We start from the raw sequence: 26,794 nt of genomic DNA on the forward strand, positions 1-26,794 counted from the left end.
ATAGCTTGGTGAGAATAGCTACGGAGGTACACCTGGTCACATATCGAACCCAGAAGTTAAGCCCGTAAACGCTGAAAGTACTTGGGGGGCAGCCCCCTGGGAGGATAGGAACTTGCCAAGTTTTTTTATTTTTTGTAAAGTAAAAAGTCTTCTTATATGGAAATCTTCTGTATAGGGGGGCTTTTTACTGTATTCAGGTGTATATTTAAAGAGATTCCCTTGACTCAACAACAGTGTATCGATACAATATATGGTAGGTGATCGTATGTTTGATTTTTCAGTGAAAAAAGATAAAAGTAAGAAGTTATATATAAAGGTATTTGAAGAAATAAGAGAAGCCATAGAGGATGGCAGGCTAAAGAAGGATGACAGGCTTCCAGCTATAAGAACTGCTGCTAAGAGGTTGGAGGTAAATACTTCCACCATTGTAAAGGCCTATGACCTCCTAGAGAGGGAGGGATATCTCTATAAGATAGTGGGAAGTGGAAGCTATGTAGGAGAGGTAAAGACAGCCAAGGTAAGCTCCGAGGAGAAGGAAGCCATGGAGGAGCTGTGGGATATCAAGCCAGAGGATAAGGATAAGATAAACTTTGCAGGAGCAAGTCCCTCCTCCGACCTCTTTCCAGTGGAGGACTTCAGAAGAGCTATCAATACCGTCCTTGACAGGGAGGGGGGAGAGGCATTTTCCTATGAGGATGCCAGGGGATATGAACCCCTCAGGGAGAAGATGGTAGAGATACTGAAGAGGGACGGTATAGAGGCTGTGAGCGAAAATATTCAGATAGTTTCCGGTTCACAGCAGGCCATAGATATAGCTGGAAGGATGCTTATAAAGCCCGGAGACAAAGTCATAGTGGAGGAACCTACATATCCAGGGGCAATATCATCCTTTAAGAGGGCAGGAGCCCATATCATATCCGTTCCTGTGGAAAAGGACGGGATGAATTTAAAGAAGTTAAGATATATCCTGGAAAAGGAAAAGGGAATTAAGTTTATATATACCATAATTAATTTTCAGAATCCAACTGGGATCTTCTGGAGTGAAAAGAAGAAGCTTAAGCTTCTGGAGCTGGTTGAAAGATATAGGGTAAGGGTGGTTGAGGATGATTGTATGTCTGAGATCTACTACTCTCCCAAGAAGCCTAAGAGTTTAAAGGCATATGACAGGAACAACCAGGTAATTTATATAAAGAGTTTTTCTAAGATACTTATGCCGGGACTAAGGTTTGCCTTTATGCTTCTGCCACAGGAACTGGCAGAGAGTGCAGCCAAGATAAAGTATATGGCGGATATATCCAGTTCGGGGCTTACCCAAAGGGCATTCCATGAGTACCTGGAGTGTGGTAATATAGATGTACACCTTAAAAAAATAAGAAGGATATTTAAGAGGCGATATAGGTATATGAAGAAGCTTCTGGGAGAAAATGAGCGGATAAGGATCTACTACCCTACCTATGGAGGGTTATTTTTCTGGCTGGCTCTTCCAGAATGGATGGATGGAGAGAAGTTTTCCAGGAAGGCCTATGAGAAGGGACTTCTTCTGTTTTCAGGGAACAGGTTTTTCCAGAAGGGATCCTCCAATCCCTTTGTGAGGGTGAGTTTTGCCAATGCAACGGAGGAGGAGATAGAGGCTGGAGTAAGGATATTAAATGAGACCCTGGAGGAGTATTAGAGGTAGTTTTATAGGAAAAAAGGTAGGGAGAGCCTACAGAAGAAGAAAGAGATTTAGGAGGAAGAATGGATTTTTACGTAAGGATGATAATAAAGGTATTGGAGAGATCTATGTCTGCAGAGGACTCCAATGTACTGAAGAAGCTCAAGGCGGGATATGATCTCACTGCAAAGGACAGAAAGGAACTAGAGGAACTGATAGACAACCTCTAGGAGAAACAGAAACTATTACTAGGAGGAAACAATGAAGTTTATTGAAGATTATGGGAAGTTAGCCATAGTTTATAAGGAGAAGGAGTACCAATATAAAGAGGTAATTGAAGGGATAAAATACTACTCTACCCTTTTAGATATAGAGAAAGAAGACAGGGTAGTTGTCTTCACAGAAAATAGGCCGGAGATTGCTTTTTCAATATTTGCAGTATGGGAGAGGAAGGGAACATCTGTAAACTTAGACGGCGAGTACAGTGAGGAGGAGCTGGCCTATGTATTAAGGGATGCAGAGCCTAAGTATATATTCACATCTGAGAAAAACTATGAGACAGCAGTGAGAGCCAAGGAAACCACAGGATCAACTGTGAAGATTATAAAGTTTGAGGATGTAGAGATACCGCAGGGATATACCCCTGACAACTATGTGGTAGAGGCTCCCGAGGGGGATGCCACAGCAATAATACTATACACATCTGGTACAACTGGAAATCCAAAGGGAGTTATGCTGACAACAGACAATATAATGTCCAATATAAACCCTCTGGAAAAGATAAAGTTATACAGTAAGGAGGACAGGTTTATAGCGCTTCTTCCTCTACACCATATCCTGCCCCTTGTGACCAACCTGCTGGGACCAATGTACAAGGGAGCAACTATTGTAATGGTGGAGGAGTTATCCTCTGAGGCGATAAGAGGAGCTCTGCAGAAGTACAAGATAACTATAATGGTAGGAGTGCCTAGACTGTGGGAGATGCTCCACAAGGGGCTTATGGGCAAGATAAGAGCCAATAAGCTAGCTCTAAAACTCTTTAAGCTGTGTGAGAAGATGGAGAATAAAAAGCTGAGTAAGTTCCTCTTTAAGAAGGTCCATGAGGGATTCGGAGGACACCTGAGAGTAATGGCAAGTGGTGGAGCAAAACTGGATGCCAAGATAATGGAGGATTTCTCAACTCTCGGATTTATGATGCTTGAGGGGTATGGACTTACAGAGACCTCCCCAATAATCACATTTAACAGACCAGAGGACGCTGTAGCCGGCTCTGCAGGAGAGGCCATTCCTGGGGTAGATGTAATGATAGCCGAGGATGGAGAGGTGCTGGCTAAGGGACCAAATGTCATGAAGGGTTACTTTAAAAATGAAGAAGCCACATCCCAGGTAATAGACGGAGATGGATGGTTCCATACTGGAGACTTGGGAAGATTAGAGGACGGACACCTCTATATCCTTGGAAGAAAGAAGGAGATGATAGTCCTCTCCAACGGTAAAAATATAAATCCAGCTGATATAGAGGATGAGATAATGAGAAATACAGACCTTATAAAGGAGATGGCTGTGGTGGAGTACCACAACCACCTGATGGCTCTGGTACATCCCGACTTTAAAGCTGTAAAGGAAGCTAAGATAGCCAATATCAAGGAGAAGCTTAAGTGGGAGATAATCGACAAGTATAATGTAACGGCTCCTAAATACAGGAAGATCCTGGAGATAAAGATAGTAAAGGATGAGCTGCCTAAAACGAAGCTAGGAAAGCTTAGAAGATTTAAACTAAAGGAACTATTAGATGAGCCTGTAGCTAAGAAGCAGGAGGAGGAAAAGGTAAGGGAGAGGTCTCCAGAGGAGGAGACAGTTGAGTATCTTAAGCTGAAGAAGTATCTCAAGGATACCCATGACCTTGAAGTGACTCCAGAATCTCACCTGGAGCTAGATCTGGGACTGGATTCTCTGGATATAGTTGAGGTACTTTCCTTCATAGAGGCTAACTTTGGAGCTTCAATACACGAGGAGGACATCGCCAGAATAAGCAATGTAGGGGAGCTCTGCGTCCTTATCAGAGAGAAGGGTGGAGAGTACAGCCAGGGAGATATTAACTGGAAGCAGATACTTACTGAGGATGTTCCAGTGGATATGGCAAAGTCTACCCTAGTGGGGAAAGTAGTGAGGCTTGCAACAACTCCTATATTAAAGAGTCGTTTAAGTATGAGTGTCGAGGGACTAGAGAACCTTGTGGATTCCCCTTGTATTTTTGCAGGAAATCACCAGAGCTTCCTGGACGGGTTTATTCTGAACTATCTTCTTCCAGAGAAGGTAAGGGATAAGACCTTCTATCTGGCAATTTCATCGCACTTTGAGAGCGGATTCAGAAAGTTTATAGCCAACAGGGGAAATATAATCCTTGTGGATGTAGATAAAAACCTTAAGGAAACTCTTCAGATAGCGGCAAAGGTACTGAGAGAGGGTAAAAACCTTGTAATATTCCCAGAGGGAGCCAGAACAAGGGATGGAGATCTACAGCAGTTTAAAAAGACCTTTGGAATACTTTCCCGTGAGCTGAATATCCCAGTTGTACCATTTGGTATAGAGGGTGCATATGAGGCTATGCCTTATGGTGCAAGCATGCCAAATAAGGGAGAGGTTAAGATAGAGTTCTTCAAAGCCATTGGAGGAGAGGAAAAGGAAGTAAATGAGACAGTGGCTGAGACAAGAGATGTCATAGAGAAGTGGTTAATGGAAAATAAGTAGTAAGAATCAAAGCTGCCGGTTAAAAGCCGGCAGCTTTTTAATTGACAATCAGTTAAGTTTTTTGATCTTGAAAACAAGTGACAGATAAGATATAATGAACAATTATATCTTTGTAGTTAGAGGAGAAATTGATAGATGAAAAAAAACGGATTTACTTTAATAGAGCTCATGGTAGTAGTGGCAGTTATAGGCTTCTTAGCAGCTATAGCACTGCCAAAATTTACAGGGGTGGTAGACAGCGGAAAGATAGCTAAGGTAGAGGGAGATCTAAGGGCTATAGACACAGCAGCACGTATGCACAGGGCTGATACGGAGCAGTGGCCTCCCTTTGACAGCGGAAGCTGGGGCTCCTCTGAAAATAAATCCTCTTTCTTTGAGAACTCTGGAGGTCTTCCTGGATGGAAGGGGCCCTACCTGAATAAGTGGCCTAAGAATCCTCTAAGAGCAGGTGCTCTGGACGGTGGAATAGAAAATGAGTATCAGCTGGACTACTGGGATTACGCAGGGCGTAATGTCTTTGTCATAGAGATCTATTCCAAGGACAGGGAGCTGGCTAAGGCACTGGACAGGGATATAGACGGAGGAGACGGCGGAACATCTGGAACTATAATGTGGTCGAGTAATAACTGGTTTGTATGGGTTATTGAGGAAGATCCAAACCTAATAGATATAAAGGGGAATTCAATTACCCCGAGATAGAGCTCCCTGAGGGGAGCTTTTTTATTAGTGAGGTAAAAGTATAGAATTATGGATTAACCCTATTATAATAAGTTATTACATAAGGTTAAAAAGAATGGAGGGTCACGATCCTTTTTAGTGGAATTATAGAGGAAGTGGGGATTAATGTTGTAGATTTATATTATGGCATCTTTTAATTTTAGGAGGATGGGATGAAGTTTATAACAGATTATAATAAAACAGCTATAAAATATGAGGGAAGGGATATCTCCTACAGGGAGATGATAGAGGGAGCTAAGTCCTATGGAGAACACCTTGAGATAGAGAGGGAGGACAGGGTAATCATATTTATGGAGAACAGGCCAGAGCTTCTCTATGCCTTTCTAGCAGTATGGGACAGGAAGGGAGCCTGCGTGTGTCTGGATGAGGGGTTTGACGCTAAGGAGCTGGAGTACTACCTGAGGGATGCAGATGCCAGGTATATCTTCACCTCTAATAAAAACCTGGAGACCACCAGGGAAGCAATAGCGGCTACCGGAGTGAAGCTGAAGGTGCTGGTGGTGGATGAGCTAAATGAAGGAGAAAAGAGACTGGAAGCAGAAGAGCTCTGGCTGGAGCATCCAGATAGGGAAGCAGTGGCCCTTATGCTCTATACCTCAGGTACTACAGGGGATCCCAAGGGGGTAATGCTCACATATGATAATATCCTGGCAAACCTAGAGGGACTGGAACCATATAAGATGTATGAGAAGACGGATGTAGTGCTGGCGATACTTCCCATGCACCATATCTTTCCCCTGCTGGGGTCGGGAATAGTGCCCCTTTTCAAGGGGGGGACTGTGGTCTTTTTAAAGGAGATGTCCAAAGCTGCCATTGGAGAGTGCCTACAGAAGAACGGAATAACTATGATAATAGGGGTTCCCAGGCTCTATGAGATGTTTCACAGGGGGATAATGGAGAAGATAGAGGGGAACAGAGTAGCCAAGATCCTCTTTAAGGTATGCGAGAGAGCAGGAAGCTTAAATTTTAGCAAAAAGATATTTAAGAAGGTCCACGAGGGATTTGGAGGAAGGATAAAGTTTTTTGTGTCTGGGGGATCTAAGCTGGAACCGCAGATAGCCAAGGACTTTCTTACCCTTGGACTGGAGGTAATAGAGGGGTATGGAATGACGGAGACGGCTCCCATGATCTCATTTACACCTAGGGGACAGGTTGTTCCCGGTTCAGCAGGAATAGTCCTTCCTGGAACTGAGCTGAAGATAGGAGAGGACGGGGAGATACTATCCAGGGGAAGACATATAATGAAGGGGTACTTCAATAAGCCAGAAGCCACTGCAGAGACAGTGGTGGACGGATGGATCCATACGGGAGACCTGGGGGAGCTGAGGGACGGAAAGCTCTATGTAACCGGAAGGAAGAAGGAGATGATAGTTCTCTCCACAGGGAAGAATATCAATCCACTGGAGATAGAAGCTTCCATACTTAAAAAGAGTAACCTAATTCAGGAGATAGCAGTTACCGAGTACAACAACCTTCTCACAGCGGTGATATATCCCAACTTTCAGGCGATGAAGGATGAGGGGATAACCAATATAAGGGAGACCCTCAAGTGGGGAGCAATAGATGAGTATAACAATGAAGCCCCAACCTACAGAAAGATCCTGGGTGTAGAGGTAGTAGGAGAGGAGCTGCCCAAGACAAAGCTGGGTAAGGTAAGAAGGTTTATGCTGAAGGACTTCCTGGATGGTATGAAGAGGGAGGAGGTAGAGGTAGAGGAACCTGATTTTGAGGAGTACAGAGTTCTTGCCGATTATCTGAAGAAGGTAAAGAGCAGGGGAGTGGTTCCCGGAGCACATCTGGAACTGGATCTTGGACTGGATTCCCTGGAGCTAGTGGAGCTTCTGTCCTTCTTGGAGCATACCTTTAAGATACCGGTAGCTGAGAACCTTCTGTTGGAGCACTCAACAGTGGAGAGCCTTGCAGAGTATCTGGCAGCTAACAGGAAGGAGATCACCTATGAGGAGATAAACTGGAGGGAGATACTGACTAAGACCAAGGGAGGAGAACTTCCTACACCACTAATAAGAGGAGGGCTGGTGAAGTTCCTTACCTGGCTGCCTCTAAAGTACTATGTAGACCTAAGGTTAAAAGGGATTGAAAATATCCCAGATAAGCCGTGTATACTGGCAGGAAATCATCAGAGTTTCCTGGACGGCTTTATGCTGAACTCCATCCTTCCTCCTCATGTGAGAGGGGAAACCTACTATATGGCTATAAATATACACTTCGAGGGCCGTATAAAGAGGTTTGCAGCTGAAAACGGAAATATAATTCTGGTAAATCTAAATAAGAATATAAAGGAAAGCCTCCAGAAAGCAGCTGAGATCCTCCAAAGTGGGGGAAACCTTGTAATATTTCCTGAGGGAGCAAGGACCAGAGACGGAAGGATCGGAGAGTTTAAGAAGACCTTTGCAATCCTTGCAAGGGAGCTGGAGGTGCCAGTTGTAACCTTTGGAATAAGGGGAGCCTATGATCTGATGCCATATGGAAGCAGAGTTCCAAAGAGGGGACCTGTGGATATAGAGTTCTTCGAGGAGACCCTCTGCGGCGAGAGAAGTACAGAGGATTTTAACAGGGAGGTCAGAGACCGGATCAAGGAGTGGCTGGAGAAAAAATAATTTAAGAAATAATTAAGGTTAGATAACACTTGTAATATTATTGTGGTTTGAGGTATGTAATCTTGAATCCCTGTAAAATAGGGCTTTAAAAGCTGTAATGAACGGTTCAAAATGCATTATAATAAAACATGCAAAAACTTCACAAAATTGTTTTATCCTGTTATTTATGTTATAATAACTTTTGAGGTTAATATAACAGGTGTATTACAAAATGGGAGGAATAATGAAGTTTGTAACAGACTTTAGGAAAACAGCAATAAAGTATGATGGGAGCGATATATCATACAAGGATACGATAAAGTGGTCTAAGTCCTTTGGGGAAAAGCTTGATCTTGAAAGGGAAGATAGAGTAATAATCTTTATGGAAAACAGACCAGAACTCCTTTACTCGTTCCTAGCTGTATGGGATAAAAAGGGAACTTGTGTATGCTTAGATGAGAGTTTTGACAGTGAGTCCCTGGAATATTACTTAAGGGATGCAGATGCAAAGTATATACTTACATCGAGAAAGAATGAGGAGGTCACTAGAAGGGCCATAGAGGACACAGGAGTGTCTCTAGAGGTAGTTGTGGCAGATGACATAGAAGATACCTATGAGGGAGAGGTAGATTACCTAGAGCACCCTGAAAGGGATGCTGTAGCTCTTATGCTCTATACATCTGGAACTACTGGAGACCCTAAGGGAGTAATGCTGACATATGACAATATCCTGGTAAATGTAGAGGGGCTGGATAAGTACGATGTGTACAAGTCTACAGACTCGATTCTAGCAATTCTGCCTATGCACCATATCTTCCCACTACTGGGAGCAGGGATAATTCCTCTTTCCAAGGGGGCAACGGTGGTATTTTTGAAGGAGATGTCCAAGGCTGCTATAGGGGAGTGCCTTAAGAACAATGGGATAACTATGATAATAGGGGTACCTAGGTTATATGAGATGTTCCACAAGGGAATAATGGATAAGATAAACTCAAATAAGGTGGCAAGAACCCTGTTTAGTCTGTGTGAGAGGTTCCAGAACCTTTCCCTGAGCAGAAAGATATTTAAAAAGGTCCATGAAGGGTTTGGAGGGAATATAAGGTACTTTGTATCGGGGGGCTCCAAGCTGGAGCCCCAGGTGGCAAAGGACTTTCTTACTCTTGGAATAGAGGTGCTGGAAGGTTATGGGATGACGGAAACAGCCCCTATGATGACATTTACCCCTGGAGGGGAGGTCTTACCTGGATCAGCAGGGATAGTTCTTCCTGGAACTGAGCTGAAGATAGCAGATGACGGGGAGATCCTGTCCAAGGGAAGACATGTAATGAAGGGATACTTCAAGAGGCCTGAAGCGACAGCGGAAACTGTAAGGGATGGATGGATCCATACGGGAGACCTGGGAGAGCTGAGAAATGGAAAGCTCTTTGTAACTGGTAGAAAGAAGGAGATGATAGTACTCTCCAACGGTAAGAATATTAACCCTCTTGAGATAGAGGCATTTATTATGAAAAATACCAACCTGATTCAGGAGATGGCAGTTACCGAGTACAACAATCTTCTGACAGCAGTAGTATACCCTAACTTCCAGGCTGTAAAGGATGAGGGAGTAACCAACATAAGGGAGACCCTTAAGTGGGGAGTAGTGGATAAGTACAACAACGGAGCCCCGGCCTACAGAAAGATCCTGGCTATAGAGGTAGTGGGAGAGGAGCTCCCTAAGACTAAGCTTGGAAAGGTAAGAAGATTTATGCTTCCAGACTTCTTGGATGGAATGAATAGAGAGGAAGTGGAGATAGAGGAACCTGAGTTTGAGGAGTACAGAGTACTTTCAGATTACCTGAAGAGTGTAAAGGGAAGGGGAGTAGCTCCCAATGCTCACCTAGAGCTGGACTTAGGACTGGATTCTCTGGAGCTTGTGGAACTTCTATCCTACCTGGAGAGTACCTTTGGAGTAGATGCAAATGAGGAACTTCTTCTGGAGCACTCTACAGTTGAAAAGCTTGCCAGATACCTGGAGGAGCATTCCAATGAGATAGTGGATACAGGGGTAAATTGGGGGGAGATCCTTCACAAGGAGATAGAGGTAGAGCTGCCTAAATCAAATAAGCTTGGAATTCTGGCTAAGGTACTATTAAAGCCGGTATTTAAACTTTATCTGAAGCATAGCAAATCAGGAGTAGAGCATGTATCTGATTCACCGGTTATCTTTGCTGGAAACCACCAAAGTGTTGCTGATGGAGCTATATTAAATGAAGCTCTACCAAATGATGTATTGAAAAATAGCTATTATATGGCTAAGGTTAAGCACTTTGATTCCCCTAAGATGAAGAGGATAGCTGATAACACCAATGTTTTAGTGGTGGATATAAATAAAAATCTAGCTGAGACACTTCAAACTCTTGCTCACGTACTTAACAGCGGAAAGAATGTTGTGATATTTCCAGAGGGAGTAAGGAGTAGAGAGGGAAGGATGGGAGAGTTTAAAAAGTCCTTTGCTATCTTATCTAAGGAGCTGAATGTACCTGTAGTTCCATTTGGTATCAGAGGGGCTTATGAGGCTTTTCCAACTGGAACAAAGCTGCCAAAGTCTGGTAGAGTTGAGATAAAGTTCTTTGACAGGATCCTTCCTGAAAACATGAGCTATGAGGAAGTTGTAGAGAAGACCAGAGATAGAATAAAGGAATGGGTAGAGAAATAAAAAGTAACGGGAGCTGATTAACAGCTCCCGTTGTTTTTTCTAAAAATTTCATAGTCTTCTAAAAATCCCTTTACCTTCTTTTTTATTCTCTGGATGGCATTGTCAACAGACTTCACACTTCTTCCAGTCTTCTTAGCAATTTCAATATAGTTGTTTCCTAGGAGCATATAGTCGAATATTTCATTCTCCATCTTACTAAGGTTACCAGAGAGATACTCCTTAAGCCCCTCTATCTTCTCCTTGCCCAGGAAGATCTCCTCGGGGTTGTAAAAGTTAAAGGACTTTTTATTATAGGAGACGTTTGATTCCTCACCCTCATAAAATCCATTTACAGCTATATTCAACATTCTATTTTTTCCAGAATTAGAATTTTTGATAGCTGTAATAATCTGTCGTTTAATACAAAGAGAAGCAAAGGTATTAAAGGAAGCATTTTTACCGTCGTCATAGGCTCTGATAGCCTTCAGAAGGCCAATCATTCCCTCTTGGAGTAGGTCTTCCCTATCGGCTCCATTTAAAAAGTAATTACGGCTCTTCATCATTACAAATCCCCGATACTTATCAAATATTTGAGTAACAGCTTCCTGGTCACCTTCCTGTGCCTTTTTAACCAATTCTACTTCAATCATAAACAACTCCTCTCCTTAAACAAAGATAAATCATTCCCCAGAATATAAAAACACACCCTCCTATCCCCAGTAATGAAAGTGTGCCTAAGTAGCATAATGATTAGTGTACTGTTAGTGTATTTCATTGTTGCACATAGGTCGAAAACCTATACTCTGAAAGTCCTAAAGTTGAAATTGAAACTTGGTTTACGAACTTGTCTCAAGAAGGAGTAGTGAAGAAAGCTATAGAAAACAGTATTGAGACAATGTATTTAATACAAATAAACAGTTAGTTTAAAATAAAACATTACACCACAATGATATTTCCAAAAAAGTAAAAAGTCAATAGGTAGGGGCTTTTTTATTAGGCCTTATAGGTAAAGGGATTTATAGGTGTTTCGAGTGCAACCACCTAAAACATTACTATATGGTTAATTCATAAAAAAATAAAAAACTTCAGAAAAAATATTGACAGATATTTGTAGGTGTGTTATTATTATTCCTGTCTGCGGGAATAGCTCAGTTGGTAGAGCGTCAGCCTTCCAAGCTGAATGTCGCGAGTTCGACCCTCGTTTCCCGCTCCATAGATGGTGAGTGTAGTTCAGTTGGTAGAGCGCTTGATTGTGGTTCAAGTTGTCGCGGGTTCAAATCCCGTCATTCACCCCAAATGCCCCGTTCGTCCAGTGGTTAGGATACCAGATTTTCACTCTGTAGACAGGAGTTCAATTCTCCTACGGGGTACCACTAAATGGTCGCATAGCTCAGTTGGGAGAGCACCTGCCTTACAAGCAGGGGGTCACTGGTTCAAGTCCAGTTGTGACCACCATTTAAACTTCTAAAAAAAGTTGTTGACAAAAAATGTTCAGGATGTTAAGATACTTGAGCGTTCAAAAGGTAAGTTTATGGGGGTGTAGCTCAGTTGGTTAGAGTGCCTGCCTGTCACGCAGGATGTCGCGAGTTCGAATCTCGTCACTCCCGCCATTAACTTTGCCGCCTTAGCTCATCTGGTAGAGCAGCTGACTTGTAATCAGCAGGTGATTGGTTCGACTCCGATAGGCGGCACCATTTATAACTTAATAAGCGAAAGCTTAAGCCACTAGAAGAGATTTTAGTCTTTTCTAACTGACGAAATTTTCAAGAATGATTTTACATCATTTGCCAGAAAATTTGTCAAGTTCTATGCGGGGGTGGCGGAATTGGCAGACGCGCTAGACTTAGGATCTAGTGTCTTTGACGTGGGAGTTCAAGTCTCCCCCTCCGCACCATTTGATTTTTAACCAGTCTTTTGACTGGTTTTTTTATTGTTGTAATATTGTTTTTACTTTGATATAGAAGTAACCAAGGGATCGAGAGTTGTCAAAGTGTATTTCGTATAAAAATAAGCTTGGAAAATCGTATTGGGAGATATACTTCGTGATAGTCTCCGACGTTTTCTGGACATCTTTTTTAATATTCCAGCCACGATACTTTTAAATGGTCGATGCTAAAGAAAGAACTGCTTCTACTTTTATTAAGTAAGTGCAGAAGTAGATAATCAAAAATTATACATTATTATTTAGATAGCCAAGGGCAAAGTTGTTAAAAGTTGTGGTAATTATGGAAAAAATGAAGTTTTTTATAAAAAAGTATTGACATTATCTAAAATGTATAGTATTATAGTTCTTGTCCATCAGGGCAGCCAACAGATGCGGGAATAGCTCAGTTGGTAGAGCGTCAGCCTTCCAAGCTGAATGTCGCGAGTTCGACCCTCGTTTCCCGCTCCATAGTTTTAAATGAGCCTGTAGCTCAGCTGGATAGAGCAACGCCCTTCTAAGGCGTGGGTCAGGGGTTCGAATCCCTTCAGGCTCGCCATTTAAAATTTAAAATAAATATGCGTCACTAGCTCAGTTGGTAGAGCACTCGACTTTTAATCGAGTTGTCACAGGTTCGATCCCTGTGTGACGCACCAAGAGTGCCCCGTTCGTCCAGTGGTTAGGATACCAGATTTTCACTCTGTAGACAGGAGTTCAATTCTCCTACGGGGTACCACCAATAACTCTATAGATTTCTTTGAAAATGAAATAAATTCATTTTACAAAATTTATGAGTTTTGAAACAAAACCTGTTTTGTTTCAAAAAGTGCTGAAAGCATTTGCCACAGGAAATATCTTTTAAAGATTTTCCTGAATTACAAGGTTTTCAAGAATGAACTTGATTCATTTGCAGAAAAACTTATAATTTACTTTGCGGGGGTGGCGGAATTGGCAGACGCGCTAGACTTAGGATCTAGTGTCTTTGACGTGGGAGTTCAAGTCTCCCCCTCCGCACCATTAATTTAATAAAAAACTTTAGGACTGAAGTAGATTCAGTCCATTTTTTTATTAATTAATAAATTTAAAAGATTAAATTATAAAGTGGAGGTAAAACAGAAAGCACGAACCGCTGCATCATTTAAAACGCAATAGAAACTTATGAAATAATGGATAGATCTTTAAAAATCATTTTATCTGTTGAAGAAAATAAAGTAAATATTCAATAATTAAAAAAAGAGCAGATCTAATCTGCTCTTTTTTCTTTAGCCGAATAATGACAGTAATACACCAGCTGATACAGCAGAGCCGATTACTCCAGAAACATTTGGTCCCATAGCGTGCATCAGAAGGAAGTTGGATGGATTTTCTTTTTGTCCTACCACCTGTGATACCCTTGCAGCCATTGGAACAGCAGAAACACCAGCCGATCCTATAAGGGGGTTGATATCAAGGTTTGTAAGCTTGTTCATAAGCTTAGCAAGAAGGATTCCAGCTGCAGTTCCCACACCAAAGGCAACAATTCCAAGTCCCAATATTGCCAGGGTCTCTACTCTTAAGAATTCCTCTCCAGTAGCCTTTGCTCCTACAGATATTCCCAGGAAGATTGTGATGATGTTGATGAGGGCATTTTTAGCAGTGTCTTCCAGTCTGCCAACAACACCACACTCTCTAAAGAGGTTTCCAAGCATGAGCATTCCCACAAGAGTGGCTGCAGGGGGAACGATGAGGGAAACAACGATTGTTACAATAATAGGGAAGATTATCTTTTCCTTCTTGGAGACATTTCTAAGCTGCTCCATCTTTATTGCTCTCTCCTCCTTTGTAGTAAGAAACTTCATAATAGGGGGTTGTATGATTGGTACCAGAGCCATATAGGAGTATGCCGCAACAGCAATAGGTCCTAATAGATGCGGTGACAGCTTAGATGAAAGGAAGATAGCTGTAGGTCCATCTGCTCCTCCGATAATTCCTATGGAAGCTGCTTCCTGAGCTGTAAATAGCCCAGAAAGAATAGCTCCTGCAAAGGTCATAAAGATACCAAACTGAGCTGCTGCCCCAAGAAGAAGAGATCTGGGGTTAGCAATAAGGGGACCAAAGTCTGTCATAGCTCCTACCCCTAGGAAGATCAGCGGAGGGAAGATTCCCAGATGGTTTCCCTGAAACAGATAGTATATAAGTCCTCCTGGTTGTACTGTAGTAACAAGGTTGTCTTTTATCTCCATTACAGGTTTTGCCATGAGCCCAGCCATGGGAAGGTTTGTAAGGAGCATTCCAAAGGCGATGGGAACCAAGAGTAGAGGTTCAAATCCCTTTACAACAGCTAGATAAACCAGAAGGCATGCTACAAGAATCATAATAATGGTGCTAAGGGTCATACCATAGAATCCTGTATTTTGAATAAAGTCAAATATAGCACTTAACATAAATTCTCCTCCTCTACAAGATTATGATATAACAACTAGCAGATCCCCTGCATTTACAGAAGCTCCAGAGCTTACATTGATATCGGCAACAGTACCATCACATGGTGCCATAATTTCGTTTTCCATCTTCATTGCTTCCAGTACCAAGAGAACCTCTCCCTTGCTTACCTTGTCTCCCTTGGTTTTGTGAACGTTGATTACAGTTCCAGGCATAGGAGCCGCAACCGATCCTTCACCTTCTATCATAGGAGCTGCAGTAGCCTTAGGGGGCGCTGCTTTTACCGGAGCAGGTTTAGGCGGAGCTGCTTTTATAGGCTCCTTTACCACGGGAGTGCTCACCTGATCTCCCACTATCTCTTCAATTCCCACCTCATATTCAGTACCATTTACAACTACTCTAAAATTCTTCATAACGACCTCCTAGTCTATAATCTGCTATTCATCTGTTCAATTATTCCCACATGATTCCAAGAGTTTTTGGAACCCCCTACCTTCCTTATGTTTCTGATTACAATATTACTCATGGGTGTTTTAAGCTTTGCAGAGAGGGCCACTGTTATTGCTGCAATAACAGCTTCATCATTGTGGGGTTCCTCTACCTCTTGAACCTCAGTCTGAGGAGGAGTCGCTGCGGTCTCGGCAACTGCCACAGGTTTCTTCTTCTCTACAAGAACCCTGGTCATCACCTCCATAACACCCTTCAAGATAACCAGGGAAATAAAGGTTATTCCCATTCCGAGAACCATTGTAAATCCCACACCTAAAAGTTTTTCACCGAAGGAAAGGGAGTGGATTGTTTCAGGATTGGAAAATATCTCCATAATTTCATTAATTGTCACAGGTAATCACTTCCTTTCTACAGCGGTATATTTCCATGTTTCTTACTAGGCATCTTTTCTCTTTTTCCCTCCAGCATATTGAAGGCATCTATTATCCTCTGTCTGGTGGTTTTAGGTTCTATTACATCATCAACAAAGCCTCTTTCAGCGGCCTTATATGGAGTGGCAAATTCATTTGTATACTCCTCCAGCCTCTGCTTTCTCATGGCTTCCTTATCCTCTGCATTTTTGATGTCGTTCTTAAATATTATATTTACAGCTCCCTGTGGTCCCATTACTGCAATCTCGGCAGTTGGCCACGCAAAGACCATGTCAGCTCCCAGGGACTTTGAACACATTGCTACATAAGCTCCCCCATAGGCTTTTCTTGTAATAAGAGTCACCTTAGGTACAGTAGCCTCACTGTAAGCATAGAGAATCTTGGCACCGTGCCTTATAATTCCTCCATACTCCTGGTTGGTACCAGGAAGGAAGCCGGGAACATCCACTATTGTAAGAAGTGGGATATTAAAGGAGTCGCAGGTTCTTATGAATCTGGCAGTTTTATCTCCGGCATTTATGTCCAGGCATCCTGCCATTACCTGAGGCTGATTGGCAATAATTCCTACAGACTGTCCGTTTATTCTGGCAAAGCAGGTAACTATATTCTTGGCAAAATATGGCTGATACTCCATGAAGTCACCGTCATCCACCAGATGAGAGATCAGTTCAAACATGCTGTATGGTTTGTTGGGGTTGGCAGGAATGATGCTTGTGAACTCCTCTACCTGTCTGTTGATGTCATCCTGTATCTCTAGCCTTGGAGCCTTCTCCATGTTGTTTGAGGGAAGGAAGTCAACCAGCCTTCTGATCTCTGCTATACACTCTTCATCTGTCTGGGAGATAAAATGTACATTTCCGCTGACACTGTTGTGGGTCATAGCTCCTCCCAGGGACTCTGCTGAAACCATCTCTCCGGTAACTGTTTTTATTACCTGGGGACCTGTTATAAACATTTGGGAAGTGGAGTCCACCATGAAGATAAAGTCTGTAAGGGCTGGAGAATAAACAGCTCCACCGGCACAAGGACCCATAATAGCCGATATCTGAGGAACTACACCAGAGTAGATGGAGTTTCTGTAGAAGATATCTCCATATCCAGAGAGGGCATCTACAGCTTCCTGTATTCTGGCCCCTCCAGAGTCATTTAGTCCTATTACAGGAGCTCCTACCTTGGCAGCGTTATCCATAACCTTAACTACTTTTTTTGCATGCATCTCTCCGAGAGCTCCCCCTGTAATGGTGAAATCCTGGGAGAAGGCATATACAAGTCTTCCATTAATAGATCCGTAACCAGTCACTACAGACTCGCTCTCCATATTGGCCTTATCCAGACCAAAGCTTGTACAACGAAGTTTTACAAAGGCGTCCATCTCTATGAAGGTTCCCGGATCAAATAGTTTTTCAAGTCTCTCCCTTGCAGTGAGCTTTCCCTTGGCGTGCTGCTTCTCTATTCTTTTGATACCTCCACCAAGAGATATCGCTTCTTTCTTCTTGATCAGATCATTGATTTTAGCAATAGGCATAGGTAAATTCCCTCCTTAGATATGGTTTCTTTCACATAGTTCCACTAAAACTCCCTTAGTTCCCTTTGGATGCATGAATGCTATTTTGGCTCCACCAGCACCATACCTAGGGCTCTCATCGATCATCCTGTATCCCTTATCCATCATATAGTTTATTGCATAGTCTATATCATCTACTCTGAAGGCTATGTGCTGCACTCCCTCTCCCTTTTTATCGATATACTTTGCAATGGGACCATCTGGATGGGTTGATTCAAGGAGCTCTAATTCAGTATCTCCAACGGGAAGAAAAGCCACCTTTACCTTCTGATCCTCCACAACCTCAGTTCCATGAAGCTTTATTCCCATTACATTCTGGTAGAAATCAGCTACCTCATCTAAGTTTTTAACAGCGATTCCTATATGATCAATCTTCATTGCTTTCATGATATTCCCCCTCATCAATTCATATTTATTTTTTTAAGAATGGTTTCTGTGGCAGAGTATGGATTGTTTTTTCTCTCTGCGACCTCTATGGACAGCTCCTCTAAGAGCTTCCCGTCATAGGTTTTTTCCAAAAGCTTTTGCAGCATTCTTTCCTTTACTATATTTAAAAGTTCACTCCTCTTATTTTCAACCCTTCTTGCAGCTCCGTCACCGCTGTTTTTCATGAAGTCCTTGTGCTCCAGGATAGATCCTGTAATCTCCTCGATCCCCTCGTTATTTACAGCCACTGCCATATTAACGGTGGGAACCCAGCCGTCGGACTTATAACCGAGCATTGTTTTTATCTCCCGGGCAGTTTTCTTTGCCCCGTCTCTATCGGCTTTATTGATAACAAAGACATCTCCTATCTCCATGACACCGGCTTTTATAGCCTGGATGTCATCTCCCAGTCCAGGAACCATAACCATTACTGTGGTGTCGCAGGATTTTACAATATCCACTTCCGACTGACCGACTCCTACTGTCTCTATAAAGATATACTCACAACCAAAGATATCCAGAATATCGGTAGCTATACCAGTGGCTTCGGAGATTCCTCCAAGGCTTCCCCTGGCTCCCATAGATCTTATGAATACTCCGGGATCACTGTTTAGATCGGACATCCTAACTCTGTCTCCCAAGATGGCTCCCCCTGTGAAGGGACTTGTGGGATCTATGGCAATAATTCCTACCTTCTTTCCCTCCCTCCTGATGGATTTAACCAGTTTATCGGTGAGGGTGCTCTTCCCTGCCCCTGGAGGACCGGTAATGCCTATAACATAGGCATTACCGGTTTTGGTGTAGAGTTCTTTTATTATATTGGCAGCTTTAGAGTCACCATTTTCAGCCATGGTAATAAGTCTTGCAGCAGCTCTTTTACTTCCATTTAAGAGTTTATCCTTTATATTCTCCATGGGCTCTCTTCCTATCTGTTGATGTTATTTCTGATAAAATCAATAGTTACATTTGTAGGTGTTCCAGGAGTAAAGATTTCAGCAACTCCGCTTTCCTTCAGGAGTGGAATATCGGAATCAGGAATAACTCCTCCCCCTACAAAGAGGATATCCTCAGCATCATTTTCAGCAAGAAGCTGGCTGATCTTTGGAAGAAGTGTATTGTGGGCACCGGAAAGGATACTCGCAGCTATACAATCTGCATCCTCCTGTATAGCTGCGTTTACAATCTGTTCGGGAGTCTGTCTGAGTCCCGTGTAGATTACCTCCATCCCTGCATCCCTAAGGGCTCTTGCGATTATCTTGGCACCTCTGTCATGACCATCCAGGCCAGGTTTAGCGACCAATACTCTTATAGGTCTGTCTATCTTTTCCATCATTGTTCCTCCTCAGATTTTATAGATTTACACTTTGCTGATACTCTCCAAACACCTCACGCATTACTCCGCAAATTTCTCCCAGAGTAGCATAGGACCTTACAGCTTCAAGGATATAAGGCATTACATTTTCCTGTCCCTTACAAGCTTTTCTCAGGCTGCTAAGGTTAGCCTCTACCTGAGCGTTATCTCTTTCAGATCTAAGTTTAGCCAGTTTTTCTCTCTGCATCTTACCAACAATAGGGTCAACCTTCAGAAGGTCTTTAGGAGCTTCCTCCTCTACCTTAAACTGGTTCATACCTACGATTATTCTCTTCTCATCCTCTACCTCTCTCTGGTAGTAGTAAGCGGCATCCATGATCTCCTCCTGGATATACCCCTTCTCTATAGCTGCCGGAGCCCCGCCAAGGTCATCGATTTTCTTGATATACTCCATAGCTCTTTTCTCTATCTCGTCTGTCTTAGCTTCTATATAGTATGATCCTCCCAGAGGGTCTATTGTGTTTGTTACTCCGCTTTCATGAGCCACTATCTGCTGGGTTCTCAGTGCTACTCTTACTGAGTCCTCTGTAGGAAGGGCAAGAGCCTCATCCTTGGAGTTTGTGTGAAGGGACTGAGTTCCTCCCATTACTGCAGCAAGGGTCTGGATAGCTACCCTTACAATATTGTTTTCAGGCTGCTGAGCAGTCAGTGTAGAACCACCAGTCTGAGTGTGGAACTTAAGGGCCATGGATTTAGGATTTTTAGCTCCAAATCTGTCCTTCATGATCTTAGCCCATAATCTTCTTGCAGCTCTGTATTTTGCAACCTCTTCAAGAAGGTCGTTGTGGGCATTGAAGAAGAATGAAAGTCTAGGAGCAAAGGAGTCTACATCCAGTCCCGCTTTTATTGCAGCCTCAACATATGCAATACCGTCAGCCAGGGTAAATCCTACTTCCTGGGCAGCTGTGGATCCTGCTTCTCTAATATGGTATCCGGAGATACTGATGGTATTCCACAGGGGAACATCCTTTGAACAATACTCGAAGATATTTGTAATAAGCCTCATTGAAGGATCTGGTGGGAAGATATATGTTCCCCTTGCAACATACTCCTTGAGGATATCATTTTGAATTGTCCCCCTCAGCTTATCTGGGGAAACTCCCTGCTTTTCAGCTACAGCTATATACATAGCAAGGAGAACAGATGCAGGGGCGTTGATTGTCATAGATGTACTTACCTTGTCCAGAGGGATGCCGTCAAAGAGGATCTCCATATCTGCAAGGGAGTCGATGGCTACTCCCACCTTACCTACCTCTCCCTCGGAAAGGGCGTGGTCGGAATCGTATCCTATCTGAGTTGGGAGGTCAAAGGCTACTGAAAGCCCCTTGGACCCCTGTTCGATAAGGTATTTATATCTGTTGTTGGACTCTTCAGCTGTGGCAAAACCAGCATACATTCTCATGGTCCAGAGCCTACCTCTATACATTGTAGGCTGTACCCCCCTTGTATATGGGAACTGCCCCGGGAATCCTATCTTCTCCTGATAGTCAACGGTATTTACATCTCCAGGGGTATAGAGTCTGTTGATCTCATCTCCAGACCCGGTAAAGAAGGTATCATTCCTTTCAGGTCTCTTTTCCAAAGACTTTTCTGTTTTTTCATGGTATTGCTGGTAGTTATCTTGTATCTCCTGCAGTTTTTCCTTGTTAAACATATCTTCCTCCTTGAGATTAAGGTTTATATTAATTTAAAATTTCATACTTCCTGTTTTCAGGAATCTGTCGTGCCAGGAAAGAGCTTCCCCTATGATGTGGGGCTGGTGTCCTCCTACCTCCCTCTCGGCTCTGTCCAGATACTCATGTAGCATCTCCTTGTACTCGGGATGAGCACAGTTATCTATGATGGCTCTGGCCCTTTCCCGAGGAGTAAGTCCTCTGAGGTCAGCTAAGCCCTGCTCAGTAACGATAACCTGAACATCGTGCTCGGTATGATCCACATGGGATACCATTGGTACGATGGATGAAACAAGTCCCTTTTTAGCTGTGGATACTGTAGTGTAGATAGAGATGTAGGCATTTCTGGTGAAGTCCCCAGAGCCTCCGAGACCATTCATCATCTTACTCCCCATAACATTGGTGGAGTTAACGTGGCCATAGATATCCACCTCTATGGCAGTGTTCGTTGCTATAACCCCAAGCTGTCTTGCTATGGAAGGGTTGTTGGAGATCTCCATGGGCCTTAAGATACAATACTTGCTGTAGTGCTCTATATTATTCATAAGTTTTTGCAGACCCGCCTCAGAGGGAGTGAAGGATGTTCCCGATGCTACCTTTACCTTGCCGGCATCGATAAGGTCAAACATGGAATCTTGGATAACTTCTGTATAGCAGGTAAGGTCTTCAAAGTTAGAATCCACAAGTCCTCCAAGAACTGCATTGGCTACAGATCCCACACCAGACTGGAGTGGCAGAAGGTTTTCAGGAAGTCTGCCGCACTTCACTTCGGTTTCCAGGAAGTTTATAATGTGCTTGGAGATCATTCGGGAGTTATCGTCGATGGCTCCCAGGGGTCTTACCTTATCTGTAATCTCAGAGTGGACTATTGCCACGATCTTGTCGGGATCACACTGGATATAAGGTTTTCCTATCCTGTCTCCCGGGTTCTTTATGGGGATGGGATCCCTGAGGGGAGGATTTTCAGTCATATAGATATCGTGAACTCCTTCCAGAGCCAGGGGCTGAGAGGTGTTTATCTCTACAATAACCATGTCGGCATTTTTTACAGCCTGAGGGGAGATCCCTACAGATGTAGATGGAACTATTCCTCCCTCCTCGGTAATGGCAATAGCCTCAACTATAGCCACATTTACTTTCCCAAAGAAGCCGTAGTTGATCATTTGGGGCACATGGGAGAGGTGAAGATCCTGGTATTTGATATCCCCGCTGTTTATTCCCTTTCTGAGATCCTTGTTCGTCTGGTAGGGGAAACGTTTGGCGATGGCTCCCACCCTTGAGAGGGCTCCATCTAGTTCATCTCCCACAGAGGCTCCGGTGATAAGTGTAAGGTTAAGCTTTTCTCCAGTTTCCTCAACTCTTCTGGCTATGGCTAAGGGTACTTCCTTGGGGTATCCAGAGGGAGTAAAACCACTTGTTGCAATAACCATATCTGGATGTATAACCTTGGCAGCTTCATCGGCACTCATTACTCTATTTAGCAGATCATCCCTTCTAATTCTATTCTTTAACATGTGCTCCTCCTTTACATAGGTAGTTTATGAAGTATTATGGTGAATAGTACCATCCCAAAAAGGGCAAATGGATAAGTTGCTCCATAACCGGCAGCTGGGTCATCTGATCCAACAGCGTCTATTGCAACTCCCAGACCAGGAGTTGAGGTCATACCGCCACATATAGCCCCAGATAGCATAATCCAGTTGATCTTAAAGACATATTTTCCTATAACAAATCCAACGATCATAGATACGATTCCTACTGCTGTTGAGACAAAGGCAAGGTATAGTCCTGAACCAGTGAGGGAGTCCACCACTGCAAATCCATATCTGAGACCAACAATTCCCAGGAAGAAAGCAAGTCCAACTTCTCTTATTGTTCCGAGGATCTTTTTGTCCATTCTAAAGTTAAGGAAACCAATCTTTCCAATGTATCCAAGTATCAGTGATATGATGAGAACTCCACCAGTTGACCCCAGGCTGAAGTACCCCAGAGGGCCAAGGTTTATCTTGAGCATTCCGAAGGTATATCCCCCTGCACAGGCCAGGGCAAAGGCGATAAGGTCAAAGGAAACAGGTTCTATATGCTTTACCCCTCCTGCTTCCTCGGCTTCCTTCATCTCGGCCCTGAATGTTTCATACTCCTTCTCCATATTTAAGCCAAAGATCTTGGGGATAAGCCTCATAGCCAGGATAACAATAAGAACTCCAAAGGGATAACCTATAGCATGACCTACCCCCACCCCAGCTTCAGCATTTACCAGAAAGGAATCCATAGCCTCTGGGGGAAGGGAGGTAACCATAGATGCATCTGGGACTGTGCCGGGATTTAAGATGCTCAGTATCCTGTTCTTGTCGTGTTCTGTGAGGTTTGCATAATCTCCAGACCACTCCTTGGCATGATCCCTTGCAGTTTCAAGGGCAGCAGCCAGTCCAGGGGAACTTGTGAGGGCACCGGTATATACTCCGGAAACCTCATATGGGTTGGCCCCATTGCTGAGAACGGTCAGTACATAGGTAGTTCCAGCTCCCAGGAAGGTGATGATAAAACCTAAGATAATAAACTTAGGACCATACTTTTTTATGATGACAGCTATCTTATCTGCAGCAAGAAGGCCTACAGCTGCAACGAAAAGAATAAGAAATAAGCTGAAGAAACCCTTATCTACAACGCTGACCTTTAAAAGCTTTTCAGCGGCACCAACATTTCCCTGGCCGCTCTCTACGACTTTGTTGGCAGCTTTCATAATTGCCCAGCCGATTCCAAGGCCTGTGAACAGGGCACCAGAGGTACCTATTTTCAGGAGTTTACCCAGGAGCATACCTGTGAAGACAGCCAAAAACATAAGCATAAACGGGTTCATAGCCCATTTAATAAAATCAAAATTCATACTCGCCTCCTTAATAAAAGTGATGTTACCCTTTAAAATTTCCTCCTATCTTCAGGTTCCCTCACTCTGCAACTCCGGATTTACAGGGGAAGGTACTTTAATATTTGGAAAATAAAAAAGCTGACCTACCCTGAAATCAGCACTATAAAATAGGCACTGCTTTCACAGGATAAATCAGCTTTAATCTACTAATATTGGAGTAAAGGGTTGCTCTACTCCTTCAGTAAAACCACTAATCAAAATTTATACAATTTTCTAAGGTATTCATATATCGGTCGTGACATATTCGAGATGCAGTAATAAGAGCTTTCTTGGCAGAGCCAAAATACTTTCTTTTAAACTTATCTTCAATAACCTTGAAGTCTTTGAGGTCTTCACCCACCAGTATATCCTTTACATACTTTCGGGAGAGGTCGGTAACGAGGGAACAGTCTGCAGCGACGATCTTGTTGGTAGCAGGCTCTACAACCATACTCACCACTATGACGGAATACATCTCAGAGATGGTAATTCCCTTTGGAACCTTGGAGTATCCGGTAACAAAAATATCTTCCACCTATTCACCTCCCGGAAGGTCATTAATAAAATTTATACATAACATATATTTCATAAAATGAATTTTTCATACGTGATTAACATATGGTGTTCACAATTAGTTTACCCTCAAAGATTGCAAAAGCAAATATTTAAAATGAATATGATCTATATATGTTATAAATTTAACTAAAAAAGAAGTTAAGTTTCGATGGAGAGAAGGGAAAGATTTTCTTTTTTTTAGAAAGATCTCTTTAGAGACTAAAATTAAAGGTTAAGAGGGTATATCAATATCTGTAAAGGGAATGCATACTTTTAAATTTCGGCATTTATAGTGAAAAAAATACTTTTCTAAAAAGGGTTAGGCTTTTGACAAAAATATATAAAATAATCTGAATTACTTCTTTTAAAGAAAAAATATCTCAAAAAAAATAGATTATGAATAAAAACAATGATTTTAGTATATTTTTGAAAGAAGGAAGAAACTTAAAAATCCTTTAGGGAACATCTGAAGGAAGTCATCAAGGTAAACTCCCCCAGGAAAACATTACAGTTGAGAGGGGGCCATTCTTAAGAAAATTAAATGTACATTAATTATCGCAAACACGTATTCTCCTAATAAAATATATGTGTTATAATTCATTCACATTAAAGAAATAGAAGGTTTTTACGAAATATCAATTGTTTCATTCGGGAGGTTGAGATGAAAAAATTATTAGGTGTTTTATTTTTATTATTTACGATAACGGCTTTTGGTTCACCAGTGCTGCCACAGAACTCCAATCTTATGGTAAAGATGGATTCTACCCTGGACTCCAATTCAGCATTTGATGGTCAGATATTTACAGGTACTCTTCAGAGTAATGTTACACTTCAGGATGGAGGAGTAGTTCGTGCAGGATCAAAGGTTTTTGGAAGGGTAATCTCTTCCAACTCAGCGGGGAATATCTCTGGAAGTTCCAGACTGGCAATAACTATTACGGAGCTTCAGGTAGACGGTTTTAACTATGGAATCAATACAACAGCTATAGGTTTTGAGGGAGCAAATCAGGCTGTGGATACTGCTAAAAAAGCAACTGGTGCAGCGGCAATTGGTGGACTCTTTAATAAAGCAAGAGGGTCGAGTGGATCTAAGGGTCTAAAGGTTGGAGGTGCTCTGGGAGCAGGTGCGGGACTTCTGACAAACAGCGGAGCAATAGCAATAAGAGCAGGTGAGATTCTGCAGTTTAAGACAACCACAGCAGTGGTGGTAGGAAAATAATTAAAGGAGCCGGGATTCCCGGCTTTTTTTATTGTATATATAGAATTCGAGATTTATATAAAATAGATACAGTAAATTAAATAGTAACTGCTTTAAGAGAGAGTAAGCGATATTTAATAAAAGTAAAGTATTAAATATTGTAGTAAGTAACCAGTCAAGTAGCAAAAGGGGGTGTTGTCATGTTAAGAGATAATGTCCACAAAAGCCATCATTATTATTTAAGAGACAATTTTATCCAAGGAGAAAAATGGATGGATACAAAGGGAATTATTTGGACTATCGATGATATTAGCGATAATTATATGGTTGTTGAATCTGTTGTCGATGATAAGATAGCCATAAGGAAAATTGAACCCCGGGATTATAGTGAGTTCCTACACCATAAAATGGAAGGCAAAACAAATTAAAAAATACCTTCTAAAAGAGCCGCTTCACTCAAGCGGCTCTTTTCTTATTGATGGATATTTTCTTCATAACACACTGTTGTATTTGTGGAAATTAGTGGCAGATTCCCTTGGATTTTTAATTTTTAAAACACCTCTGGGTTCTAGAGAGAATCTAGCAAAAGAACCTAGGTGAACCATTCTTTTTTCTCCTAGCAAGGAGGGGAAGTTCATAGATTAATGAGCAACCATAGATTAAAATGTTTAACATAAATCTGCCCGAACTTAAAGTAACTGGTGTGGCAGTAGATCTAAGTTGACAGCTTCCCCTCTCTCTTAAATGTGAGATAGTCCATTTATTAATAAAATCAAAGTTTATACGGTTAAAGATATAAGTTTTTAATACATATTGACGCAAATGTCCATGTGTTGTATACATAATTAGAATTTCAGGGAAATGAGTGAATGAATTCAAAAAACTTTAAATCTAAGAAGATTATTATAGATCTAAAAGGAGGTGTGCTATGACTTGAAGGGCACCTGGATGAAATGAAGTGTTTCATTGGGATCTGATTTTTAAAAGGAGGAAAGAGATGAAAAGTAAGTTTTTAATATTAGGGATATTTTTAAGCTTATCTGTATTTTTAGGAGCAGCAGATATGGTAAAGATGGTCTATGGAGGGTATCTGGGACAGAGCAAGGAGGATATCGTTAAATTTAAGGATATCTACACCCAAAAAGAGGAGAAGGAGATGCTCCTTAAGGAGGGAAGGGTGTTCTATCTACCAGCTGAAACTCTACTGGAGAAGAAGCTTGAAAACTTTGGGCGTTACCAGGAATTCGTTTATGATGGAGAAAGTGTATATGCACTAAACCTCTCCACTCAGACAGTTAAATATAACTAAAAGAGGGCTGCATTTTGCAGCTCTTTTTTTATTGTTAAGGAAAGTATAGAATTAAAAACCTAGATTTTTTAGGCTTAGGATTGGAAAAAACTTCAGATATAGTATAAAATAGATCTGATGCATATATTTAAGCATTACAAAATACCGTA

General features: G+C 42.2%; 21 protein-coding genes, 12 tRNA genes and 1 rRNA gene. 22 read left to right on the top strand and 12 right to left on the bottom strand.

The genetic code is table 11. From position 1 onward, the window contains the following. The first annotated feature begins 4 nt into the window (after positions 1-4). The 7 genes from rrf (at position 5) to QMG11_RS18330 (ending at position 10,438) form a co-directional block, all read left to right on the top strand. Positions 5-121: ribosomal RNA gene (gene rrf / locus QMG11_RS18300) — 5S ribosomal RNA — on the top strand. Between the two features lie 144 nt (positions 122-265). Then, a complete protein-coding gene (gene pdxR / locus QMG11_RS18305; RefSeq protein ID WP_281837770.1) occupies positions 266-1,672 on the top strand; it encodes a MocR-like pyridoxine biosynthesis transcription factor PdxR in 1,407 nt (468 codons plus the stop codon). 65 nt (positions 1,673-1,737) lie between these two features. Continuing rightward, on the top strand, positions 1,738-1,884 hold the full coding sequence (locus tag QMG11_RS18310; RefSeq protein WP_281837771.1) for a hypothetical protein: 147 nt from the start codon (positions 1,738-1,740) through the stop codon (positions 1,882-1,884). A gap of 31 nt (positions 1,885-1,915) precedes the next feature. Further along, positions 1,916-4,405: an AMP-binding protein gene (locus QMG11_RS18315; RefSeq protein ID WP_281837772.1), complete on the top strand. Its 2,490-nt coding sequence runs from the start codon at positions 1,916-1,918 to the stop codon at positions 4,403-4,405. A gap of 135 nt (positions 4,406-4,540) precedes the next feature. Next, entirely contained in the window at positions 4,541-5,104 is a 564-nt protein-coding gene (locus tag QMG11_RS18320) for a type II secretion system protein (RefSeq protein ID WP_281837773.1), read from the top strand. Between the two features lie 191 nt (positions 5,105-5,295). After that, complete coding sequence (locus QMG11_RS18325; RefSeq protein ID WP_281837774.1) at positions 5,296-7,761, top strand: AMP-binding protein; 2,466 nt, start codon at positions 5,296-5,298, stop codon at positions 7,759-7,761. A gap of 223 nt (positions 7,762-7,984) precedes the next feature. Further along, a complete protein-coding gene (locus tag QMG11_RS18330; protein WP_281837775.1) occupies positions 7,985-10,438 on the top strand; it encodes an AMP-binding protein in 2,454 nt (817 codons plus the stop codon). Positions 10,439-10,455: 17 nt separating this feature from the next. On the opposite strand, the gene QMG11_RS18335 is transcribed toward QMG11_RS18330, so the two are convergent. Next, complete coding sequence (locus QMG11_RS18335) at positions 10,456-11,067, bottom strand: sigma-70 family RNA polymerase sigma factor (RefSeq protein ID WP_281837776.1); 612 nt, start codon at positions 11,065-11,067, stop codon at positions 10,456-10,458. 487 nt (positions 11,068-11,554) lie between these two features. On the opposite strand from QMG11_RS18335, the gene QMG11_RS18340 reads away from it, so the two are divergent. The 12 genes from QMG11_RS18340 (at position 11,555) to QMG11_RS18395 (ending at position 13,355) form a co-directional block, all read left to right on the top strand. After that, positions 11,555-11,630 (top strand) — tRNA-Gly (locus tag QMG11_RS18340). A 6-nt stretch (positions 11,631-11,636) separates the two neighbouring features. After that, positions 11,637-11,712, top strand: a tRNA-His gene (locus QMG11_RS18345). A gap of 3 nt (positions 11,713-11,715) precedes the next feature. Further along, positions 11,716-11,790 (top strand) — tRNA-Glu (locus QMG11_RS18350). Between the two features lie 6 nt (positions 11,791-11,796). Beyond that, positions 11,797-11,872 (top strand) — tRNA-Val (locus tag QMG11_RS18355). A 78-nt stretch (positions 11,873-11,950) separates the two neighbouring features. Next, positions 11,951-12,027, top strand: a tRNA-Asp gene (locus QMG11_RS18360). Positions 12,028-12,035: 8 nt separating this feature from the next. Further along, positions 12,036-12,111, top strand: a tRNA-Thr gene (locus tag QMG11_RS18365). A 116-nt stretch (positions 12,112-12,227) separates the two neighbouring features. After that, a tRNA-Leu gene (locus QMG11_RS18370) sits at positions 12,228-12,311 on the top strand. 422 nt (positions 12,312-12,733) lie between these two features. Further along, a tRNA-Gly gene (locus QMG11_RS18375) sits at positions 12,734-12,809 on the top strand. An 11-nt stretch (positions 12,810-12,820) separates the two neighbouring features. After that, positions 12,821-12,897, top strand: a tRNA-Arg gene (locus tag QMG11_RS18380). A gap of 21 nt (positions 12,898-12,918) precedes the next feature. Beyond that, positions 12,919-12,994 (top strand) — tRNA-Lys (locus QMG11_RS18385). 5 nt (positions 12,995-12,999) lie between these two features. After that, a tRNA-Glu gene (locus tag QMG11_RS18390) sits at positions 13,000-13,074 on the top strand. A 197-nt stretch (positions 13,075-13,271) separates the two neighbouring features. Next, positions 13,272-13,355, top strand: a tRNA-Leu gene (locus QMG11_RS18395). Positions 13,356-13,600: 245 nt separating this feature from the next. Here the strand turns inward: QMG11_RS18395 and QMG11_RS18400 are convergent. The 11 genes from QMG11_RS18400 to QMG11_RS18450 all read right to left on the bottom strand — a co-directional run bounded on the left by QMG11_RS18400 (position 13,601) and on the right by QMG11_RS18450 (position 24,118). After that, positions 13,601-14,761: a sodium ion-translocating decarboxylase subunit beta gene (locus QMG11_RS18400; protein ID WP_281837777.1), complete on the bottom strand. Its 1,161-nt coding sequence runs from the start codon at positions 14,759-14,761 to the stop codon at positions 13,601-13,603. A gap of 21 nt (positions 14,762-14,782) precedes the next feature. Continuing rightward, positions 14,783-15,172 carry a biotin/lipoyl-containing protein gene (locus tag QMG11_RS18405; RefSeq protein WP_281837778.1) on the bottom strand — a complete coding sequence of 130 codons (390 nt, stop codon included), beginning with the start codon at positions 15,170-15,172 and terminating at the stop codon, positions 14,783-14,785. A gap of 14 nt (positions 15,173-15,186) precedes the next feature. Beyond that, the gene (locus tag QMG11_RS18410; RefSeq protein WP_281837779.1) at positions 15,187-15,600 is read right to left on the bottom strand and encodes an OadG family protein; all 414 of its coding nucleotides are present in this window, start codon (positions 15,598-15,600) and stop codon (positions 15,187-15,189) included. Between the two features lie 17 nt (positions 15,601-15,617). After that, positions 15,618-17,165: a carboxyl transferase domain-containing protein gene (locus tag QMG11_RS18415; protein WP_281837780.1), complete on the bottom strand. Its 1,548-nt coding sequence runs from the start codon at positions 17,163-17,165 to the stop codon at positions 15,618-15,620. Positions 17,166-17,180: 15 nt separating this feature from the next. Then, entirely contained in the window at positions 17,181-17,591 is a 411-nt protein-coding gene (gene mce, locus QMG11_RS18420) for a methylmalonyl-CoA epimerase (protein ID WP_281837781.1), read from the bottom strand. Between the two features lie 14 nt (positions 17,592-17,605). Continuing rightward, entirely contained in the window at positions 17,606-18,544 is a 939-nt protein-coding gene (gene meaB / locus QMG11_RS18425) for a methylmalonyl Co-A mutase-associated GTPase MeaB (RefSeq protein WP_281837782.1), read from the bottom strand. Positions 18,545-18,555: 11 nt separating this feature from the next. Then, positions 18,556-18,963 (bottom strand): cobalamin B12-binding domain-containing protein, encoded by a 408-nt coding sequence (locus QMG11_RS18430; protein WP_281837783.1) that lies wholly within the window; start codon positions 18,961-18,963, stop codon positions 18,556-18,558. Positions 18,964-18,979: 16 nt separating this feature from the next. Continuing rightward, the gene (locus QMG11_RS18435; protein WP_281837784.1) at positions 18,980-20,656 is read right to left on the bottom strand and encodes an acyl-CoA mutase large subunit family protein; all 1,677 of its coding nucleotides are present in this window, start codon (positions 20,654-20,656) and stop codon (positions 18,980-18,982) included. A 33-nt stretch (positions 20,657-20,689) separates the two neighbouring features. After that, positions 20,690-22,189, bottom strand: coding sequence for a succinyl-CoA:acetate CoA-transferase ScpC (gene scpC, locus QMG11_RS18440; RefSeq protein ID WP_281837785.1), 1,500 nt, complete (start codon positions 22,187-22,189; stop codon positions 20,690-20,692). Between the two features lie 11 nt (positions 22,190-22,200). Then, on the bottom strand, positions 22,201-23,562 hold the full coding sequence (locus QMG11_RS18445) for an aspartate-alanine antiporter-like transporter (protein ID WP_281837786.1): 1,362 nt from the start codon (positions 23,560-23,562) through the stop codon (positions 22,201-22,203). Positions 23,563-23,794: 232 nt separating this feature from the next. Beyond that, on the bottom strand, positions 23,795-24,118 hold the full coding sequence (locus tag QMG11_RS18450) for a DUF3870 domain-containing protein (RefSeq protein ID WP_281837787.1): 324 nt from the start codon (positions 24,116-24,118) through the stop codon (positions 23,795-23,797). 681 nt (positions 24,119-24,799) lie between these two features. On the opposite strand from QMG11_RS18450, the gene QMG11_RS18455 reads away from it, so the two are divergent. From QMG11_RS18455 to QMG11_RS18465, 3 genes are all read left to right on the top strand, one after another. Beyond that, positions 24,800-25,357 (top strand): hypothetical protein, encoded by a 558-nt coding sequence (locus tag QMG11_RS18455; protein WP_281837788.1) that lies wholly within the window; start codon positions 24,800-24,802, stop codon positions 25,355-25,357. A 179-nt stretch (positions 25,358-25,536) separates the two neighbouring features. After that, positions 25,537-25,764 carry a hypothetical protein gene (locus QMG11_RS18460; protein ID WP_281837789.1) on the top strand — a complete coding sequence of 76 codons (228 nt, stop codon included), beginning with the start codon at positions 25,537-25,539 and terminating at the stop codon, positions 25,762-25,764. A 569-nt stretch (positions 25,765-26,333) separates the two neighbouring features. Next, complete coding sequence (locus tag QMG11_RS18465; RefSeq protein ID WP_281837790.1) at positions 26,334-26,645, top strand: hypothetical protein; 312 nt, start codon at positions 26,334-26,336, stop codon at positions 26,643-26,645. Positions 26,646-26,794: the final 149 nt, after the last annotated feature.

Origin of the sequence: Propionigenium maris DSM 9537 (assembly GCF_027925155.1) — a bacterium.
Taxonomy (GTDB): domain Bacteria; phylum Fusobacteriota; class Fusobacteriia; order Fusobacteriales; family Fusobacteriaceae; genus Propionigenium; species Propionigenium maris.

Bases quoted from the DNA above. Each gene is read 5' to 3' on its own strand.
- pdxR (WP_281837770.1), top strand. From the start codon at position 266: ATGTTTGATTTTTCAGTGAAAAAAGATAAAAGTAAGAAGTTATATATA.
- meaB (WP_281837782.1), bottom strand. From the start codon at position 18,544: ATGGAGAATATAAAGGATAAACTCTTAAATGGAAGTAAAAGAGCTGCT.
- QMG11_RS18455 (WP_281837788.1), top strand. From the start codon at position 24,800: ATGAAAAAATTATTAGGTGTTTTATTTTTATTATTTACGATAACGGCT.
- scpC (WP_281837785.1), bottom strand. From the start codon at position 22,189: ATGTTAAAGAATAGAATTAGAAGGGATGATCTGCTAAATAGAGTAATG.
- QMG11_RS18445 (WP_281837786.1), bottom strand. From the start codon at position 23,562: ATGAATTTTGATTTTATTAAATGGGCTATGAACCCGTTTATGCTTATG.
- QMG11_RS18435 (WP_281837784.1), bottom strand. From the start codon at position 20,656: ATGTTTAACAAGGAAAAACTGCAGGAGATACAAGATAACTACCAGCAA.
- QMG11_RS18405 (WP_281837778.1), bottom strand. From the start codon at position 15,172: ATGAAGAATTTTAGAGTAGTTGTAAATGGTACTGAATATGAGGTGGGA.
- QMG11_RS18320 (WP_281837773.1), top strand. From the start codon at position 4,541: ATGAAAAAAAACGGATTTACTTTAATAGAGCTCATGGTAGTAGTGGCA.
- QMG11_RS18400 (WP_281837777.1), bottom strand. From the start codon at position 14,761: ATGTTAAGTGCTATATTTGACTTTATTCAAAATACAGGATTCTATGGT.
- QMG11_RS18460 (WP_281837789.1), top strand. From the start codon at position 25,537: ATGTTAAGAGATAATGTCCACAAAAGCCATCATTATTATTTAAGAGAC.
- mce (WP_281837781.1), bottom strand. From the start codon at position 17,591: ATGAAAGCAATGAAGATTGATCATATAGGAATCGCTGTTAAAAACTTA.
- QMG11_RS18330 (WP_281837775.1), top strand. From the start codon at position 7,985: ATGAAGTTTGTAACAGACTTTAGGAAAACAGCAATAAAGTATGATGGG.
- QMG11_RS18335 (WP_281837776.1), bottom strand. From the start codon at position 11,067: ATGATTGAAGTAGAATTGGTTAAAAAGGCACAGGAAGGTGACCAGGAA.
- QMG11_RS18315 (WP_281837772.1), top strand. From the start codon at position 1,916: ATGAAGTTTATTGAAGATTATGGGAAGTTAGCCATAGTTTATAAGGAG.
- QMG11_RS18415 (WP_281837780.1), bottom strand. From the start codon at position 17,165: ATGCCTATTGCTAAAATCAATGATCTGATCAAGAAGAAAGAAGCGATA.
- QMG11_RS18430 (WP_281837783.1), bottom strand. From the start codon at position 18,963: ATGATGGAAAAGATAGACAGACCTATAAGAGTATTGGTCGCTAAACCT.
- QMG11_RS18465 (WP_281837790.1), top strand. From the start codon at position 26,334: ATGAAAAGTAAGTTTTTAATATTAGGGATATTTTTAAGCTTATCTGTA.
- QMG11_RS18325 (WP_281837774.1), top strand. From the start codon at position 5,296: ATGAAGTTTATAACAGATTATAATAAAACAGCTATAAAATATGAGGGA.
- QMG11_RS18310 (WP_281837771.1), top strand. From the start codon at position 1,738: ATGGATTTTTACGTAAGGATGATAATAAAGGTATTGGAGAGATCTATG.